The organism is Sphingobium sp. TB-6, from assembly GCF_012927365.1.
GTDB lineage: Bacteria > Pseudomonadota > Alphaproteobacteria > Sphingomonadales > Sphingomonadaceae > Sphingobium.
In genome coordinates this window covers 1-16,581 of record NZ_JABBGL010000011.1, presented here as the reverse complement: position 1 = coordinate 16,581, position 16,581 = coordinate 1, and the positions used below count along the sequence as shown (strand labels likewise).

The window sequence follows — 16,581 nt, the reverse complement described above, 5'->3', positions numbered from 1 at the left end:
GACATTGAAATAACCTTGTGTTCCTGCGAAGGCGGGAACATGGCGGGGCAGGCCGAATGGCGCGCAGGGGGTTTTCGCATTGGTTTCGACGGTATCGACGGTCGCCTATCTGGGGCTGGAGGCGCGTGGCGTGGAGGTGCAGTGTCAGCTTGTGCCCGGCCTGCCCAATTTCATCGTCGTCGGCTTGCCCGACAAGGCCGTAGCGGAGAGCAGGGAGCGGGTGCGCAACGCCATTGCCGCCATCGGGCTTTCGCTGCCGCCCAAGCGGATCACCGTCAACCTGTCGCCCGCCGATCTGCCCAAGGAGGGATCGCATTTCGATCTGCCGATAGCCCTGGCCCTGCTAGGGGCGATGGGGGTGATCGATGCCGAGACGCTGGCGGGCTATGTCGTCGTCGGGGAGTTGGGGCTGGATGGCCGCATCGCGCCGACGCCGGGGGTGCTGCTCGCCGCGTTGCATGCCGGTGAGCGGGAATTGGGGCTGGTCTGTCCGGTGGCGCAGGGCGCCGAGGCGGCCTGGGCCGGGCAGGTCGAGGTGATCGCCGCGCCGGACCTGTTGACGATCCTCAACCATTTCAAGGGGACCGCCGCTTTGTCGCCACCCCAGCCGGGCGAAGTGGAACCGCCGGTGCGGACCGCCGACCTCCGCCAGGTGAAGGGGCAGGAGACGGCCAAGCGGGCGCTGGAGATCGCGGCGGCGGGCGGTCACAATCTGCTGATGATCGGGCCACCGGGTGCGGGCAAGTCGCTGATGGCGAGCTGCCTGCCGGGGATATTGCCGGAACTGACGCCGGGCGAGGCGCTTGAAACCTCCATGGTGGCGAGCGTCGCCGGGACGCTGGAGGGGGGGCGGATCAGCCGGGCGCGGCCCTTCCGCAATCCGCATCATAGCGCGTCGATGGCGGCGTTGGTTGGCGGCGGACAGAAGGCGCGGCCGGGCGAAGTCAGCATGGCGCATCTGGGCGTGCTGTTTCTCGACGAATTGCCGGAGTTTCAGCGGACCGTGCTGGATTCCCTGCGGCAGCCGCTGGAGTCGGGCGAGGTCACGGTGGCGCGGGCCAATGCGCATGTGACCTTTCCGGCGCGGGTGCAGTTGGTGGCGGCGATGAATCCGTGCCGTTGCGGGCATCTGGGCGATCCGGCGCTGGCTTGCTCAAGGGCGCCGCGCTGTGCGGCGGATTATCAGGCCAAGGTGTCGGGTCCGCTGCTCGACCGCATCGACCTGCATGTGGAGGTTCAGGCGGTGACGGCCGCGGATCTGGTCTTGCCGCCGCCCGCCGAAGGATCGATCGAGGTCGCGGCGCGGGTCGCGGCGGCGCGCAATGTGCAGACGCGGCGTTATGAGGGGACGCGCGTGCGGACCAATGCCGAGGTGGATGGCGAGCGTTTGGAGGATATCGCCGGGCCGGACCAGGCGGGGCGCGAACTGCTGGCGCAGGCCGCGGCGGCGATGAAGCTGTCGGCGCGGGGCTATACGCGGGTGCTGCGGGTGGCGCGGACGATCGCTGACCTCGCCGGGGCCGATCACGTCGGACGCGTGCATGTCGCGGAGGCGCTGAGTTATCGGAGAAGGGCGCCAGTGAATTGATCGGGGTGGATTGCGTGGTTAGCGGACATTGATGTTGGTCTGCGCGATACGGCCATTCACCCCTTGATCCGCCCCACCATCGCCTGCCCCACCACCCTCTGCCGCACATAGCGCCGCTTCAACAGCACGCTCGTCACCAGCAGCGGCACGCCAACGATAATGCAGATCGCCCCCAGCATCGGCGGCCAAAGCCCGAACAGGCTATGCACATTCAGCGCGGAAGGCGTCAGCAACAGCAGGAAGCCCGCCGTCAGCAGCCACAACCCCCAACGGCGCGGTCTGACCGCCACCATGCGCATCTCATGCCGGTGCGCCTTGCGCCCTTCTTTGGTGGACAGATCGGGATGCTTCATCGCGGGCCACTAAAGCGGAAAAGCCCACCAACTGTCCAGCGCCACAACAGGGCTTCCGTTCGCGCGCCGCATCGGCTATCCAAGCGCCATCCCCGGGGGACCGTCCACAGACGGTTGAGAGGCGGCTGACGTGGCCGCGACCCGCTGAACCTGATCCGGATAAGACCGGCGTAGGGAGGGAACGGCTTGTTCGCTTGCAGCAGCCCGCGCCCATCCTCCGCCCCAGAGCGCAAAAGGAGGACGGCACGCCCATGAACACCATTTCCGTTCTGACCCTGCGTCTGGCCGAAGCCATAGGCCTTTACATGATCGTCATCGGCATGGGCGGCCTCACCGCCCCGCAACGCTGGCGGGCGATGATGGATGATCTGGAGCGCTCGCCGGGTCTGGTCATGGCGTTGGGCTTCCCGGTCTTCGCGGTCGGGGCGGCGCTGGTGCTGATCCACAGCATCTGGCGCGATCCGCTCTCCATCATCGTCTCGACCATCGGTTATGCCGCCCTGATCGAAGGCGCGCTGCTGCTCGCCGTCCCCGGTCCGCTGATCAGGATTGGCCGCTGGTCGCTCAACTTCACCCGCGCCTGGGCGATCGTCTCGATCGTACTGGGCATCCTCCTGTTTCTCGCTGGCCTCACCGGCCGCGCCACCGTCATCGCCTGAAAGGAAAGCATATGGCCGACGTTGATTCGAAGATTGAACTGGCTTCCGATGGAAGCCAGCGGCCAGCCCGCACAGAGATGCGCGTCACCACCGGCCCCATCCGGGGCAGTCGCAAGATCCATGTCGGCCCCTTGAAGGTCGCGATGCGCGAGATCGACCTGGAACCGGGCAGCGGCGAGCCGCCCGTCCGCGTCTATGACACTTCCGGCCCCTATACCGATCCGAATGCGCGCATCGACATCATGGCGGGCCTCCCGCAACTGCGCCGCGACTGGATCATCGCCCGCGGCGATGTCGAGGAATATGACGCCCGGGCGATCAAGCCTGAAGACAATGGTCTCAAAGGCCCCGACCGCAGCGGCGGCGTCCAGCCCTTCCCGAACCTCGTCCAGCGCCCGCTGCGCGCCAAGGCCGGCGCCAACGTCTCCCAGATGCACTATGCCCGCCGCGGCATCATCACGCCGGAGATGGAATATGTGGCGGAGCGCGAGAATCTCGGTCGTGCCCGCCTCGCGGAATATGTGCGCGACGGCCATGACTGGGGCGCGGAAATCCCCGACTATGTGACGCCGGAGTTCGTCCGCGATGAGGTCGCGCGCGGCCGCGCCATCATCCCCAACAATATCAACCACCCGGAATCGGAACCGATGGCGATCGGCCGCAATTTCCTGGTGAAGATCAACGCCAATATCGGCAACAGCGCCGTCGCTTCGGACGTGGCGAGCGAAGTCGACAAGCTGGTCTGGTCGATCCGCTGGGGCGCCGACACGGTGATGGACCTGTCGACCGGCCGCAACATCCACGACACCCGCGAATGGATCATGCGCAACTCGCCGGTCCCGATCGGCACCGTGCCGATCTATCAGGCGCTGGAGAAGGTGGGCGGCATCGCCGAGGAACTGACCTGGGAAATCTTCCGCGACACGCTGATCGAGCAGGCCGAGCAGGGCGTCGACTATTTCACCATCCATGCGGGCGTGCGCCTGCCCTATATCCCGATGACCGCCAAGCGCGTCACCGGCATCGTCTCGCGCGGCGGGTCGATCATGGCGAAATGGTGCCTCGCCCATCACAAGGAAAGCTTCCTCTACGAGCATTTCGACGAGATCACGCAGATCATGAAGGCCTATGACATCGCCTATTCGCTGGGCGATGGCCTGCGTCCCGGTTCGATCGCGGACGCCAATGACGAGGCACAGTTTGCCGAGCTCTACACGCTGGGCGAACTCACCAAGCGCGCCTGGGAACAGGATGTGCAGGTGATGATCGAAGGCCCCGGCCATGTGCCGATGCACAAGATCAAGCAGAATATGGACAAGCAGCTTGAGGCCTGCGGCGAGGCGCCCTTCTACACGCTTGGGCCGCTCACCACCGACATCGCGCCGGGCTATGACCATATCACCAGCGGCATCGGTGCCGCGATGATCGGCTGGTACGGCACGGCGATGCTCTGCTATGTCACGCCCAAGGAGCATCTGGGCCTGCCCGACCGCGACGACGTCAAGGTGGGCGTGGTGACTTACAAGCTCGCCGCCCACGCCGCTGATCTGGCGAAGGGACACCCCGCCGCCAAGGTCCGCGACGATGCGCTTTCCCGCGCCCGTTTCGAATTCCGCTGGCGTGACCAGTTCAACCTGTCGCTCGACCCGGATACGGCGGAAAAATATCACGATCAGACGCTCCCGGCCGAAGGCGCCAAGAGCGCGCATTTCTGCTCCATGTGCGGCCCCAAATTCTGCTCGATGAAGATCACGCAGGAGGTGAGGGATTTCGCCGCGAAGCAGAACCAGCCCGCTGACAGCTTCCTCGCGGCGGAGGATGCCGAGAAGGGCATGGCTGAAATGAGCGAAATCTTCCGGCAGACAGGCAGCGAGCTTTATATGGGCGCCGGCGACCGGGAGCATGATTGAGGGGGCGGTCGTCTCGCGCTGGTTTGGCGTGAGTCGAATGGTGCTTTGGGCGGCCTTGACTCTGGTGTCAGCCGCCCTCGCTTTGGCGGCGCCCCGGCTGCCTGCCGAGGCAGGGGCGAAGCCTGACTTCTCCACCGTTCAAACGGCCGCTGCGGCCAAGGCGCTGGTTGCCAAGGGCAAGCTCGTGCCCATCCTTCTCTTCCCTGCTGAATTCGGGGGCGAAGCGATCCCGGAAAACATGATCTATATAACGCCCGGGGCGGCCGCAGCGCGAGAATTGCTGATCGGCACACTGACCCGGCTGATCAAGGAAGGAAGCATCGACAAGATGGAGGTGGAGCCCAGCTACAAAGGCCGCAGCTTCATCCCGACCGCGATCAGGATGAAAGCTTGGCACAGCAGCAAGCCCGGGAGCTTCGAACCGACCATCAGGGTCTGGTGATTGCGGGTGGATGGGGTCTTGCTTTGAGGCAAGCCATGGTCTCGCTAGAGCATCGTGCGGAAAAGTGGGAACCGACTTTCCGCTTAAAACGATGCGACAACAAGGAATTAGAGCGCGCGCCCTGCGTCTGATTTAGCGCAGCGCGCTCTAGAGGATGTCCTATGGGGATGGTGGCAATGTGAGAAAGGGCAAGATTCGGCCTTCGTGGTAGATGGGTGGTAGATGAGCGTGGTAGATTTTGCCTCATGGCGATGCGCGAAAAGAGCGCCGTTGGCGAGGCGATTGCCTGTTCGCGCAGACCCGTGCTCATCGCCGGCGCGGAAAGCATCGCCGCTACCTGAAAGCGGGTCGCCCGTATCTATGATTGAGATTTGCGTGCAAAAGCCTGTTGTCGCACTGCAATCGCGCCGGAACATCACTGCGTCGTGCTGACCTTCAGGAGATGCCGGGACTAATACGAACCCGGATCACAGCCCCCAATTATGCCTTGGATAGCAAATCTCCGAAATATGGTTCCGGTCCAGCTGCGCCGCGGCCTCAGACGAACGGTCGACTTTCTGGAATGGTTTTCCGAACCCGTCCACCAGAGGGCGCCCGGTGTCTCGCTTCAGCCACAGGCGCAACAGGTGACGCTTGCGTTCGGGTTGCGGGAAATCGACATAACTGGTGCGGGAATGCAGCGCTGCATAGTTCAGCAGCCACTGGACGTCGCCGGGCCGGAAATCCATGGTGACCGGCAGGCCCGGGACCAGGAAAATCTCGTCGAGAAGGTCCAGCAATTCATATTGCTGCGGCGTCATGCGGGGCACTTCGGGATAATCCTGGGCTGACCGGATCACGTTCGACCCGGCATACATACTGAAGACGCCGTCGATGAAGGACACCATGGGCGACGAATAATAGCGCGCCGGAGCATCATGGTCCTGCCGGTACCAGTCATAGTGCCAGACATCGTACATCAGCGGGGCCAGGTCCGGACGCCGCCGGACGATCTCATTGTAGATGGTGACGCCGCTAATCAGGATGGACGCGCCGCCTTCGCGCGCGCCGCGCAGGCACATCAGGCCGACGACGTCGCTGCTGTCCGAATGGAAGTTCAGGCGGTCGCGCGTCCGGCTGGGCAAGGCGGATGGATCGTCCATGGTCTTGTTGCTGGTCGCCACGACATGGTCGAACAGGTCACCCAGGTTATTCTGCTCCATCGGTTTGCCCAGATGCAGGCCAAGGAGGTAGAAGATCGCCGCGCTCAGCGCATCGGAATATAGTTCCGAACGTAACCCCCGGACCAGGACGAAGCCACGCCCATTGTCCATGTCCGCGGCCCAGCTGGCCAGGCCCCTTGCCGTGACGGGCAGGGGATAGCGGTCAGCTGTTATGGTACGAAGGTCGGGATCGTCCATCAGGAATTGCGCGCCGACCTTTTCGATCTCGGCGATCTCCTCTGCGCTCAGCATGTAGAGCCAATCGGTCGAATCATTGATTTCATCGCCCGTCCATGCGGCCGGGGAAGTAATGATGTTTGCCTTTTCGAATGTCTTCGTCATGCCGATTGCCGTTCCTTGACCATCATGGTTACGGGCGCAGACCCCTTAACCAATATCCTATCCCGCAAAGCCGTTCTCTTGAAGGCGGATGGGCTGTTCTGGAACCCGCAATCATTTGTCTTATTGCGTCGCTGCCCGTTGTGGCCGGTGTCGCGCTCCGCCGCGCCACAGATGGGACACCGCCAGGCTGCCCAGGATCATCACGACCGCCATGCAGATGGAAATGGTCCGCACGGACAGGCTGACTTCCACCAATATGCCGCCGATCATCGTCCCGGTGCCGCCGCCCAGAAGGCGGGCGAAACCCGTGACCCAGCCGACGCCGGTCGCCCTGATGTCCCCAGGATAGGAATTGGCAGTCAGCGCCTGTATCCCCGCGAAGCTGCCGTCCAGCAGGAAGAAGGTGATGAAAATCATCGTGACGCCAAAGGTGGGATTCGCGCCACTTGACCCCAGCAGCACGATCGCGACCCCCGTCAATATATAGGAAATGGTGAGAACCCGCGCCGCGCCCAGCCTGTCCATGACCAGGCCGATGACGATGGCGCCTGCGATGCTGCCGAATTTGCCGAGCGCGGTTATCATGCCCGTCGCGAACATGTTGGCCCCCGACTGGAGCAGGACGGTGGGCAGCCAGTAGGATGTGAAGAATTCCAGCGAATAGGCGGCCGACATGGCGAACCAGAGCAGGAACGTCATGACATGGCGTCCGTCGCGCAGGATCTGCGCCGCCGGATTGGCGCCCGATTCGGCCATGGTGCTGGCCGGTACGTGGAAATGTGGCGGGTGGTTTTCGCCGCGCGCGCTCGCCAGTCGCGAGCCGATGGAGGCGATCTGGGGCGAACCGGGGCGGTACCGCACAAGGAAGGAGAGCGATTCGGGAAGGCCCAGCGCCAGCAATATGGTCCACAGCATTGACAGGCCACCGCTGAAGAACAGGAGCGATTTCCATCCGAACACGGGAATCAGCAGAGCTGCTGCGATACCGGCCAGCGCCATACCCAGGGCGATGCCGGACATGGTCGCCATGATGATGACGGACTTGTGCCGCGCGGGCGCATAGTCGGCGGTCAGGCTGAAGGCGGTGGGCACGGCGGTGCCAAAGCCGATGCCAATCAGGAACCGCACGACGAACAGTCCGCCTTCGCTGCCTGCAAAGGATGTCAGCAATGTGCACAGGCCCATGAGGAAGCTGGATATGACCAGCAGCCGGCGCCGCCCGATCCGGTCCGAAAGCGGCGCGACCAGCACGGCGCCGATCAGCGATGCGATGACCGTGCCGGTGTAGATCGTGCCCAATATGGTGGGGGACAGGCCGTATTCCTGGCTGAGCGACGGGCCGACATAGCCTACGCCATAGGTGTCCATGCCCTCAATCAGCATCAGCATGCCGCACAATATCGGTACGCGCAGCACCAGCCCCTTCATCGGGGATTCGTCAATATATCGATCAACCAGGACCGAGGGGGATTTGCTGTTGCCGTTCGCCATGACTGTCCTTGTCCCGCACCTGCCTCTTGCCGACAGGGGGGAGCATAACCGGCCATCCGCGCGCCGTCGCGTCTCCAGGTCGCGCATAGTTGTCGCCACGCACCGGTTCTTTTGGATAAGCGTGAAGTGCGGGAGGCGAGTCTGATGCCAGAGGGTATCTGCGCTGCGCGCGGCAAGGGTGGGGAAAACCCGAAACTGATCGTTCTGGGGACGTTGGAAAAAGCAAAATATCATGTGGGGTGCGTCAGGAAGGTAAATGAGACCAACTATTCCGGTTGTTGAGTCAACACGCTTCGGTGGAACCCGTGGTTACGATCCTGGGGCAACCGTGCTTCGGGGGCTGGGATGCCAACAGGCCTCATCCCCCTGTGAAATTTCGGCACGGTCATTCAGGGAGTAAACGACATGCGGTTCCGTCACACCTTGCTTGCATACGCATCCTGCATCCCCGCCTTTGCCATCATGACGGCCCAGGCCCAGGAAGCGCCGGTGCCGACCGATAACCAGAAGACGCAGGAAACTGTGCGGGACGACACGGCGTTGCAGGCCATCGTCGTCACCGGCAAGCGCCTGGGCATCACCAATGTGCGTCCGACCGCGACCGTGAGCGGTCTGGAGCAGGAGGTGACCGAGATTCCCCGTTCCGTGACCACGGCGGACTCCGCGTTGCTCAAGGACATCCAGGTCCGCTCCATCCACGATCTGACGGCCGTTGCGCCGGGTACCTATACCGCCGCCTTCTATGGCGTGGCGGGCGCTGTGCAGATCCGCGGCAATGTGTCCGACAGCTATTATCGGGGCTTCAAGGGCATCAATAATATGGGCTATTACGAAACGCCCACGGAAAGCATCAGCGGCATGGAACTGGTGCGCGGTCCGGCGAGCCCGAACTATGGCGCGGGCAAGATCGGCGGCATGCTGAACCTGACGCCCAAGACCGATATTGCGACCTCTCTGAAGGGCACCACCGATTTCAAGGGGCTGGTCACTGCACAGGTCGGTTCCTATGGCGAACGCAAGGCGACGCTGGAAGGCGGCCTGCCGTTCAAGATCGGCGATCTGGACGCGGCGATCTATGCCTATGCCTATTATAATGATTCGGACAGTTACTATCGCCACTTCAGCCCGAACGACAAGGAATTGCAGATCGGCTATGCCATGGATCTGGGCGGCGGCACCGAACTGACCATCGGCGGACGCTATCTGGACCAGTCCGGCCATCTGGCGTCGCCCGGCTGGAACCGCCTGACCCAGAACCTGATCGACAACGGCAATTATCTGGCCGGTTCGCCGCTGGTGTCGTTGGCCGCGCCGGGCGCACAATCGCTGATGCCCGCACAACTGGCGCCCTACATCACCAGCCTGCGGCAGAGCACGAGCTTTGCGAACCCGCTGCCCCGTGGCACGATCAGCAATCTGACGCGGCTTGATCCGGCGACGGTCGAATATGTGAAGCTGTCGCGCCGGAACCTCAACACCTCGCCGCTGGATTTCAACGACAACAAGGTGTTCACCGCCTATGTCGACCTGATCCATAATTTCGACAATGGCGATCAGGTCAAGTTGCAGGGCTTCTATGAAGACCTGAAAAACGACATGTACAGTGCTGCCGGATCGGCTACTGCCGCCGATGGCGATGTCAAGGAAATCCGACTTTCCTATCTGGTGAAGCGCGATTTTGGCGAAGGGTTCGGTTTCCAGGCTATTGTGGGCGCAAACTATCGCGACTACAAAATCCACGATTTCCAGAACTATGGTCGCCAATATGTGATCTGGGACCGCAATGATATTTCGGCGGAACCCACCGCGGACATGATTATCAACAACCAGTATCTCAATCCCAATGGGCCGGTGTGGGATTTCCGCTATTATAGCCGGATCAAGTCGGTCGGCGCCTTCATTAACGGAGACATCACGCTGTTCGACAAGGCGCATATCCAGGGCGGCGCACGCATCGACGATTATAATATCCGTTCGCGCAATGACGGTCTGGTGACGTTCGGCGGGGCTTTGGGAACCGATTATTACGGGTCGAAGTCGCCGATCAGCTGGCAGGCCAGCCTCAATTACGAGCTGCCTTTCGGTTTCATCCCCTATGTGACCTATGCCAAGACGCAGAGCCTGGAAACCAACAAGGGCGGTGGCGTTGATCCGGCCCTGCTGATCGGCAGGAAATATCTGTCGCCGTCCGAACTGAAGGAGGCTGGCATCAAGGGCTCGCTGCTCGATGGCAAGCTGTTCCTGAGCCTTGCTGCCTACAAGATGAAGCGGCAGCAGCGCGATGCATTGTCGGGGGCCATCAATGAAGCGCACAGCAAGGGGCTGGAAGCGGAAATCCGCATGCAGGTGACGCCGGAATTCAGCCTGCTCGCTGTCGGTGCGCTGCAACAGACCAAGCGCCGCGGCTATGCCACGGTTCTGTTGAACGCCGCGCAGCTTGGCCGGGACGGGGCCGACATCTATGCGGCCGAATGGACTGCCGGGTCGACCAGCTTCACCGGCGCCACCGGCTATTATATCGACCGGGTGCTGCCCAAGGAGACCTTCAGCATTTTCGGGACCTATAAATTCCCCTTCGGCCTGAAGGCCAATGCCGGCATCAGCTATGTCGGGGAAATCAGCGGCATCGCGCCGGGTGCCGTGAAGGTTCCGGACTATGTCACGGCCCGCGCGTCGCTCAGCTACACGATCGACCGCTATACCGTCGACCTGTCTGTCGAAAACCTTACCGACAAGACCTATTTCTATCTTGGGCAGGACACCTACAGCGAAGTGGCGGCGATGCCGGGCATGGCTCGCGCATTCCACCTCCGCGTCGCAGCCCAGTTCTGACCGAGGGGCGTTCCGGGCACTGCACGGCCCGGAACGCCATTTCGTGCGGTGCAGCATAAAATCAAGAAAGCGAACGTTGCCGTCCATTCCCGAATGTCGCGCAGGATGAAACAATTCATGGCGGACCGGGAGCGGACGGCGAACGGGCCAGTCATGGAAATCTGGGATTGATCTGATGTCGAAAGTTTTGAACGACAGTTTCTTCGAGAGCATGAAAAGCTCGGTTCTGCCGGTGGACGAGGCAGAGATGCTGCCGCCCGCATGCTATACCGACCCGCAATTTTTCGAGTTCGAGAAGGATGCGATCTTCGCCAGGGAATGGCTGTGCGTGGGGCGCAAGGAATGGGTCGGCAAGCCGGGTGATTATTTCACCTCCATGCACATGGGCGAACCGATAGTCATAGCCCATGGCCGCGACGGTGAAATCCGCGCCATGTCGACAGTATGCCAGCATCGCGCGATGCTGGTCGCCGAAGGACATGGCAATACCCGTTCCTTCCTGTGCCCCTACCACCACTGGGCCTATGGGCTGGACGGCCAGCTGATCGGCGCGCCGGCGATGGAGCGGGCCTGCAAGTTCGACAAGAGCAAGATCAGCCTGCCCAAGTTCAAGGTCGAAATCTGGCTGGGCTTCATCTTCATCAATTTCGACCTGGACGCCGCGCCGCTCGCGCCGCGCCTGACGAAAGTGACGGAGGTGCTGGAACCCTATGATCTTGCCAATGCCGACACGTCCATGGACCTGGAGGAAGCAACCTTCCCATGGAACTGGAAGGTGATGTTCGAAAACAACAATGACGGCTACCACGCCAACCGGCTCCATGCCGGACCGGTGCATGACATCGCCCCGTCGGAATTGTGCGAATTTCCGCAGGATCTGCCGGAGGATACGGCCGGTTACTATCGCTACAATGGCACGGTCCACGCAGATGCGAGCTTCAATCCGACGCTTAAAGCCCTGCTGCCGACCTTCCCCAAGCTGACCGAGGCGGATCGCAATCGCCTGCTCTTCGCCAATGTGCCTCCGTCCCTGTCGCTCATCATCCGCAGCGACCTGGTCGCCTTCATCATCCTGCACGCCAACACCCACGACACCATCAGCGCCAAGCGCGGCTGGCTGGCGGCGCCGGGCGCGAGCCGGCAGCCCCTGTTCGCCGAACGGTTGAAGATCAACCTGGAAACCTCGGCCGAGATTGCCGAGCAGGACATTCATGTTGACGGATTGATCCCGATCGGCCTGCGTTCGCGCTATGCCGCGCGAGGGCGCTATTCCTGGCAGGAACAGGCCCAGCGCGAATTCAATGCCTGGCTGGTGAAGCGGTATCAGTCGGAATGGGACGCCCGCAAGGCGTGACGCGAAAGGGGACGACGCCTTCCCCGTCAGGGCAGGCGCTGGTCACATCGCCCGTTCGGACAGGCGGGGTGATGCTGGTCGGCGCCGCCTTGTTCATGGAGATGCTGGACGGATCGATCCTGACGACCGCCCTGCCATCCATGGCGCCCGAATTCGGCGTAGCGCCCGTTCAGCTCAAAATGGCCATCACCGGCTATCTGCTGGCGGTGGCGATCTGCATTCCCATGTCCGACTGGCTGGGCCGGCGGGTCGGCGGGCGAAGGTTGTTCATGGCAGCGCTTGCGCTGTTCGGTGCGACATCTGCGGCATGCATGGCCAGCCCCAATCTCGGCTTTCTCGTCATGACGCGCATAGTGCAGGGCGTGGCCGGCGCGATGATGGTGCCAGTCGGCCGGTTGCTGGTGCTGCGCGACCTGCCGAAAGGGGATCTGGTCCGGATCATCGCCATGCTGACCTGGCCAGCGCTGCTTGCGCCAGCTATCGCGCCGCCGCTCAGCGGACTGGTGGTCGAATATGCATCCTGGCGATGGCTTTTCGCCATCAACATTCCCTTCTGTCTGACCGCATTGGCGCTGGCGCCCTGGTTGTTGCCGCGATTGCCCCCTGAACGGCCGGTGTCGCTTGACTTTGCAGGCTTGGCGCTGTGGGTTGCGCTGGCGACGATGCTGGTGCTCGTGCTGGGCGATGCGACGCGCCTTGGGCCTTTGTGGACGGGAGTGGCGGTGTGCGGCACGGCGGCCATCGCCCATATGCTGTGGCGGCATCTGCGCCGCGCGGATCATCCGCTGCTGGACCTCACACTGCTCCGTGACCGCAGCTTCGCTCATGCCCTGCGGGGCGGCAGTGGCGTTCGCATAGCGATTTTTGCCAACCCTTTCCTGCTGCCGTTGATGATGCAGCTGGGCCTTGGTCTGTCGCCGGTCGATACCGGGATGCTGATGCTGATTGCGACAATGGGCAATATCGGTTTGAAGCCATTCACGACACCCTTGATGCATCGCTTTTCCTATCGCTCCATCCTGTTGGTGAACGGCCTGTTGTTGAGCGTGGGGTTTGGCCTGTTCGCCTTTCTTGACAAGGACACGCCCCGGCTGATTCTGATTGCGCTGCTGGTGGGTACCGGCATGGCCCGGTCGCTGCATTTTTCGGCGCTCAACACGCTGGCGTTCCGAACCGTTCCGTCCACGCACATGCCTGTCGCCAACATGATGTTCAGCGCCGTGATGCAGATGAACGCCGCGCTGGGCGTGGCGATGAGCGCGATGGCACTCCAGCTGTGGCCGGAATTGGCGGGCTCGGGTCATGGCGACGACATGGCGCCCTTCCGCTTCGCCTTTGCGCTGGTTGCGATCTGCACGCTTGCGGGGGTGCTTGACGTCCTGAAGCTGGAGCGCGAAGCCCGATCCACTCAACCTCTTGCGGAGATTCCATGACACCGGCACCTGCACTCTTCCTTGGCCATGGGTCACCGCGCGACGCGCTGAAGGATACGGCCAGTGCCCGGGCATGGGCCGAACTGGCCGGTCGTTTCCCGCGCCCACGCACGATCCTGTGCATATCGGCGCACTGGGAATGCAAGGGCGTGCTGGTCACGCGGGCGGAAAGCCAGCGCACCATCCATGATTTCTACCGCATGCCGGAGGAATTATACGCCATCCGCTATGACGCGCCGGGCGATCCCGACCTGGCCTTCGCTATCGAGGCGCGGCTGGAGGCGTTTCGCGCCCGTACCGATCTGGACAGCTGGGGGCTGGACCATGGCGCCTGGACGCTGCTGCGGGTGATGTATCCGGAAATGGATATTCCGGTGCTGCAACTCAGCATGGATGTCCGCCGCGACCCGGCCGGCCACCATGCCATCGGCCAGGCGCTGGCCGGGTTACGCGACGAGGGCGTGATGATCCTGGGGTCAGGCAATATCGTCCACAATCTGCGCGTGGAACGGCCGCGCGGCGATCATGTCTATCCCTGGGCACGAGCCTTTGACGATGCGGTTGTGGAGCGATTGAAGGCGGGCGACCATGCCGCGCTGATCGACTATGGTGGACTGCCGGGCGCGGCGGATGCGGTGCCGGAGAATGAGCATTATCTTCCGCTGCTCTATGTCCTGGGCGCCAGCCGTGACGGTGAGCGGCCGCATATCTTCAACCGGGAGATATTGTCGGCGGTGTCGATGACCTGCGTCGCCTACGGCATGGACTGAGGCCATTCGGGCGACGACCGGGGAACGGTCATCGCCCGCACCCCGCCCCTTATTTCTTGTCAGGCCAGATCCGTTCGCCCCGCGCCGGGAAGATGGAGCGCGGTATGCGCACATGCACGCCTTGCGTCCCGTCGACCACCTGCGTCACGGCAAAGTCGGAGGCGACGCTCATCAACGAATAGCCGTCTTCACGCGACAGATTCTGGTTCTCGGTCAGCAGACGCAGCATGTCGACGGACGCATTCTTCATCGCCGCGTCCAGATCCTCGCCAAAGCCATGGACGATCCAGTGTTCAGGCGTTTCGAGCAGTGGCGAGGGGAATTCGAAATCCTTGCGCAACACCACCTGCATCAGCACGTTCAGCGACGCCTCGATCGCGGTGCCGCTGATTTCGCCGTCGCCCTGGCTGATATGCGGGTCGCCGATGGAAAACAGACCGCCATCGACCTGCACCTTGTAGTACATGGTCGAGCCCGCGCCGATGCGCCAATTGTCGATATTGCCGCCATGCAGGCCGGGTGGGATCGTGCTGACGCGGCCATTGACCGCCGGAGCGACCCCCGCCGTGCCCAGATGCGGTCGCACCGGCACCCTGACGCCGTTCAGCGCCCTCTGACGGTCGCATTCGGGGCAGCGGGTGACGGTGCCGGGTGTCAGGTATTTTCCATTGAAATCATAGGCATAGCTTGCCATGGCGGTGTTGGTGTCGGGGTCGAGTTCATAGATGGTCACCCGTTCCTTCTCGTCAAACTCGGTATAGAGATGGCCCCAATTTGCGGCGAGGTTCGACCCGTGGCGGAAACGCGGCTGCATCGCCAGATACCGGACCTCCAGCATGTCGCCGGGCCTGGCCCCCTCGACATGGATCGGGCCGGTCATGATGTGAACGCCAGGTGTGCGGTCGGCCTCCGGCGTTTCGCGGAAGATGCGCCAAATCTTTTCGTCCATCAACAGGTCGGGATCGTCGCCGGCATGGTGGGTGACGGCCTCCGCCTGGATCAGGTCGCCCGAACGGATGCGCAGGGCAGGGGGCTGGGCCGGGTCGAAATAACCCCAATGCGTCGTTTCGGGCAGCGCCTCCAGATGATGGAGGGCGCCCGGGACGATTGTGGGGCGGACTTTGCCGGGTTCAGAGGTAAATGCCATGTCGGTTTTCCTGTGGATGGTCAGGCGGCTGCCAGCCTGAGCGTGGTCATGTCTATGGAACTGTACTGAACGAAATCGCAGGAGAAGCTGGCCGCGTCCCCCGGGTGGCGAGCGCCCAACACGTAAAGGAGCGGCAGAAAATGTTCGGTGCTGGGCAGGGCGTTGCGCATGTCCTGCCCCAGTTGTTCAAAGCCGATGACGGCGCCGCTGTCGTCACGCTCGATGGCGTCGCGTATGGCGGCGCCGAACCGGACGGCATAGTCGCGGGGAGCGGCGCTGTCGGTCCGGATCACGTCGCGCAAATTATGGACGATATTGCCCGATCCCAGGATCAGCACTCCTTCGTCGCGCAGCGGAGCGAGCGCCTGGCCGATGGCGAAATGTTCCCGCGCCGAGAGATTGGCGTCGATGCTCATCTGGACCACCGAGACATCGGCCTTGGGAAAGATCTTCATCAGCACCGACCAGCAGCCATGGTCGAAGCCCCAGCTATCGGTCTGGTGGATCATGCGCGGCGCCAGCAATCCTTCGATCCGACGGCACAGCGCGGCATCACCGCGTGCAGGATATTGGAATTCGTGCATGGCGCGGGGGAAGCCGCCAAAATCATGAATGGTCGGCGGATGCGCCTGCGCCGTCAGGCCGATACCCCGTGTCATCCAGTGGGCGGAGATCATCAGCACCGCCTGCGGCTTGGCCACGCCTTCCAGTTGAGAGCGCCAGGCGGCCGTGACGTCATTTTCCAGCAGAGCGATCATGGGTGTCCCATGACCGAAGAAGATCGTCGGCAACCGGTTCATATGTTTGCGTATCGCTCCCTGGAGGCTGGTGCTCGATGCGACGATAGAGCAGCCGACAGCGCGTGCGATTGGGATAGAACGCATTATTGCTTGACCTGAAGCGGGGCTGCATGGCCCATTCGGACCTAAGGGTCTTCTCTGATTGGGGCGTTTTGGGTCAAGCTGTTTCCTCGTATTCGTGACCGTTCCCATGGATCACTCGCTTCTCTCCGCGGTCAGCGCTGGGCTGCCGCATAATGGGGTCAGGAGAGCGGGATG

General features: G+C 62.7%; 13 protein-coding genes and 1 riboswitch. Of the genes, 8 read left to right on the top strand and 5 right to left on the bottom strand.

The window, feature by feature from the left end; translation table 11 throughout:
• Positions 1-79 precede the first annotated feature (79 nt).
• Positions 80-1,588, top strand: a complete 1,509-nt coding sequence (locus HHL26_RS15525; RefSeq protein ID WP_066553369.1) for a YifB family Mg chelatase-like AAA ATPase — start codon at positions 80-82, stop codon at positions 1,586-1,588.
• Positions 1,589-1,644: 56 nt separating this feature from the next.
• On the opposite strand, the gene HHL26_RS15520 is transcribed toward HHL26_RS15525, so the two are convergent.
• Positions 1,645-1,941, bottom strand: coding sequence for a hypothetical protein (locus HHL26_RS15520; RefSeq protein WP_066553371.1), 297 nt, complete (start codon positions 1,939-1,941; stop codon positions 1,645-1,647).
• A gap of 83 nt (positions 1,942-2,024) precedes the next feature.
• Positions 2,025-2,135: riboswitch (TPP riboswitch) on the top strand.
• A 57-nt stretch (positions 2,136-2,192) separates the two neighbouring features.
• Between HHL26_RS15520 and HHL26_RS15515 the strand changes: the two genes are divergently transcribed.
• Genes HHL26_RS15515 through HHL26_RS15505 form a run of 3 tightly spaced genes read left to right on the top strand, consistent with a single transcriptional unit; the run spans position 2,193 to position 4,952 of the window.
• Entirely contained in the window at positions 2,193-2,600 is a 408-nt protein-coding gene (locus tag HHL26_RS15515; protein ID WP_066561253.1) for a DUF2065 family protein, read from the top strand.
• An 11-nt stretch (positions 2,601-2,611) separates the two neighbouring features.
• Positions 2,612-4,510 (top strand): phosphomethylpyrimidine synthase ThiC, encoded by a 1,899-nt coding sequence (gene thiC, locus HHL26_RS15510; RefSeq protein ID WP_269465589.1) that lies wholly within the window; start codon positions 2,612-2,614, stop codon positions 4,508-4,510.
• Between the two features lie 37 nt (positions 4,511-4,547).
• Entirely contained in the window at positions 4,548-4,952 is a 405-nt protein-coding gene (locus tag HHL26_RS15505) for a hypothetical protein (protein WP_240962463.1), read from the top strand.
• A 467-nt stretch (positions 4,953-5,419) separates the two neighbouring features.
• On the opposite strand, the gene HHL26_RS15500 is transcribed toward HHL26_RS15505, so the two are convergent.
• Both HHL26_RS15500 and HHL26_RS15495 read right to left on the bottom strand, forming a co-directional pair.
• Complete coding sequence (locus tag HHL26_RS15500) at positions 5,420-6,496, bottom strand: TauD/TfdA family dioxygenase (RefSeq protein ID WP_066553377.1); 1,077 nt, start codon at positions 6,494-6,496, stop codon at positions 5,420-5,422.
• A 120-nt stretch (positions 6,497-6,616) separates the two neighbouring features.
• Positions 6,617-7,987, bottom strand: a complete 1,371-nt coding sequence (locus tag HHL26_RS15495; RefSeq protein ID WP_066553379.1) for an MFS transporter — start codon at positions 7,985-7,987, stop codon at positions 6,617-6,619.
• 405 nt (positions 7,988-8,392) lie between these two features.
• Here HHL26_RS15495 and HHL26_RS15490 point away from each other — a divergent pair, with 405 nt between their 5' ends.
• The 4 genes from HHL26_RS15490 to ygiD (HHL26_RS15475) all read left to right on the top strand — a co-directional run bounded on the left by HHL26_RS15490 (position 8,393) and on the right by ygiD (HHL26_RS15475) (position 14,376).
• Positions 8,393-10,819, top strand: a complete 2,427-nt coding sequence (locus tag HHL26_RS15490; RefSeq protein ID WP_066553381.1) for a TonB-dependent receptor — start codon at positions 8,393-8,395, stop codon at positions 10,817-10,819.
• 175 nt (positions 10,820-10,994) lie between these two features.
• Positions 10,995-12,173 carry an aromatic ring-hydroxylating dioxygenase subunit alpha gene (locus tag HHL26_RS15485; RefSeq protein ID WP_066553384.1) on the top strand — a complete coding sequence of 393 codons (1,179 nt, stop codon included), beginning with the start codon at positions 10,995-10,997 and terminating at the stop codon, positions 12,171-12,173.
• The gene (locus HHL26_RS15480) at positions 12,152-13,606 is read left to right on the top strand and encodes an MFS transporter (RefSeq protein WP_082748370.1); all 1,455 of its coding nucleotides are present in this window, start codon (positions 12,152-12,154) and stop codon (positions 13,604-13,606) included. The genes HHL26_RS15485 and HHL26_RS15480 overlap by 22 nt, the downstream gene beginning before the upstream one ends.
• Positions 13,603-14,376: a 4,5-DOPA dioxygenase extradiol gene (ygiD, locus tag HHL26_RS15475; protein ID WP_066553389.1), complete on the top strand. Its 774-nt coding sequence runs from the start codon at positions 13,603-13,605 to the stop codon at positions 14,374-14,376. The genes HHL26_RS15480 and ygiD (HHL26_RS15475) overlap by 4 nt, the downstream gene beginning before the upstream one ends.
• Positions 14,377-14,425: 49 nt before the next feature.
• Here the strand turns inward: ygiD (HHL26_RS15475) and HHL26_RS15470 are convergent, their stop codons facing one another.
• Complete coding sequence (locus HHL26_RS15470) at positions 14,426-15,523, bottom strand: acetamidase/formamidase family protein (protein WP_066553391.1); 1,098 nt, start codon at positions 15,521-15,523, stop codon at positions 14,426-14,428.
• A 20-nt stretch (positions 15,524-15,543) separates the two neighbouring features.
• Positions 15,544-16,323 (bottom strand): 4,5-DOPA dioxygenase extradiol, encoded by a 780-nt coding sequence (ygiD, locus tag HHL26_RS15465; protein ID WP_066553393.1) that lies wholly within the window; start codon positions 16,321-16,323, stop codon positions 15,544-15,546.
• Positions 16,324-16,581: the final 258 nt, after the last annotated feature.

Excerpts from the sequence above, each read along its gene's own strand:
- HHL26_RS15520 (WP_066553371.1), bottom strand. The coding sequence starts at position 1,941 with ATGAAGCATCCCGATCTGTCCACCAAAGAAGGGCGCAAGGCGCACCGG.
- HHL26_RS15515 (WP_066561253.1), top strand. The coding sequence starts at position 2,193 with ATGAACACCATTTCCGTTCTGACCCTGCGTCTGGCCGAAGCCATAGGC.
- thiC (WP_269465589.1), top strand. The coding sequence starts at position 2,612 with ATGGCCGACGTTGATTCGAAGATTGAACTGGCTTCCGATGGAAGCCAG.
- HHL26_RS15505 (WP_240962463.1), top strand. The coding sequence starts at position 4,548 with ATGGTGCTTTGGGCGGCCTTGACTCTGGTGTCAGCCGCCCTCGCTTTG.
- HHL26_RS15500 (WP_066553377.1), bottom strand. The coding sequence starts at position 6,496 with ATGACGAAGACATTCGAAAAGGCAAACATCATTACTTCCCCGGCCGCA.
- HHL26_RS15495 (WP_066553379.1), bottom strand. The coding sequence starts at position 7,987 with ATGGCGAACGGCAACAGCAAATCCCCCTCGGTCCTGGTTGATCGATAT.
- HHL26_RS15490 (WP_066553381.1), top strand. The coding sequence starts at position 8,393 with ATGCGGTTCCGTCACACCTTGCTTGCATACGCATCCTGCATCCCCGCC.
- HHL26_RS15485 (WP_066553384.1), top strand. The coding sequence starts at position 10,995 with ATGTCGAAAGTTTTGAACGACAGTTTCTTCGAGAGCATGAAAAGCTCG.
- HHL26_RS15480 (WP_082748370.1), top strand. The coding sequence starts at position 12,152 with ATGGGACGCCCGCAAGGCGTGACGCGAAAGGGGACGACGCCTTCCCCG.
- ygiD (WP_066553389.1), top strand. The coding sequence starts at position 13,603 with ATGACACCGGCACCTGCACTCTTCCTTGGCCATGGGTCACCGCGCGAC.
- HHL26_RS15470 (WP_066553391.1), bottom strand. The coding sequence starts at position 15,523 with ATGGCATTTACCTCTGAACCCGGCAAAGTCCGCCCCACAATCGTCCCG.
- ygiD (WP_066553393.1), bottom strand. The coding sequence starts at position 16,323 with ATGAACCGGTTGCCGACGATCTTCTTCGGTCATGGGACACCCATGATC.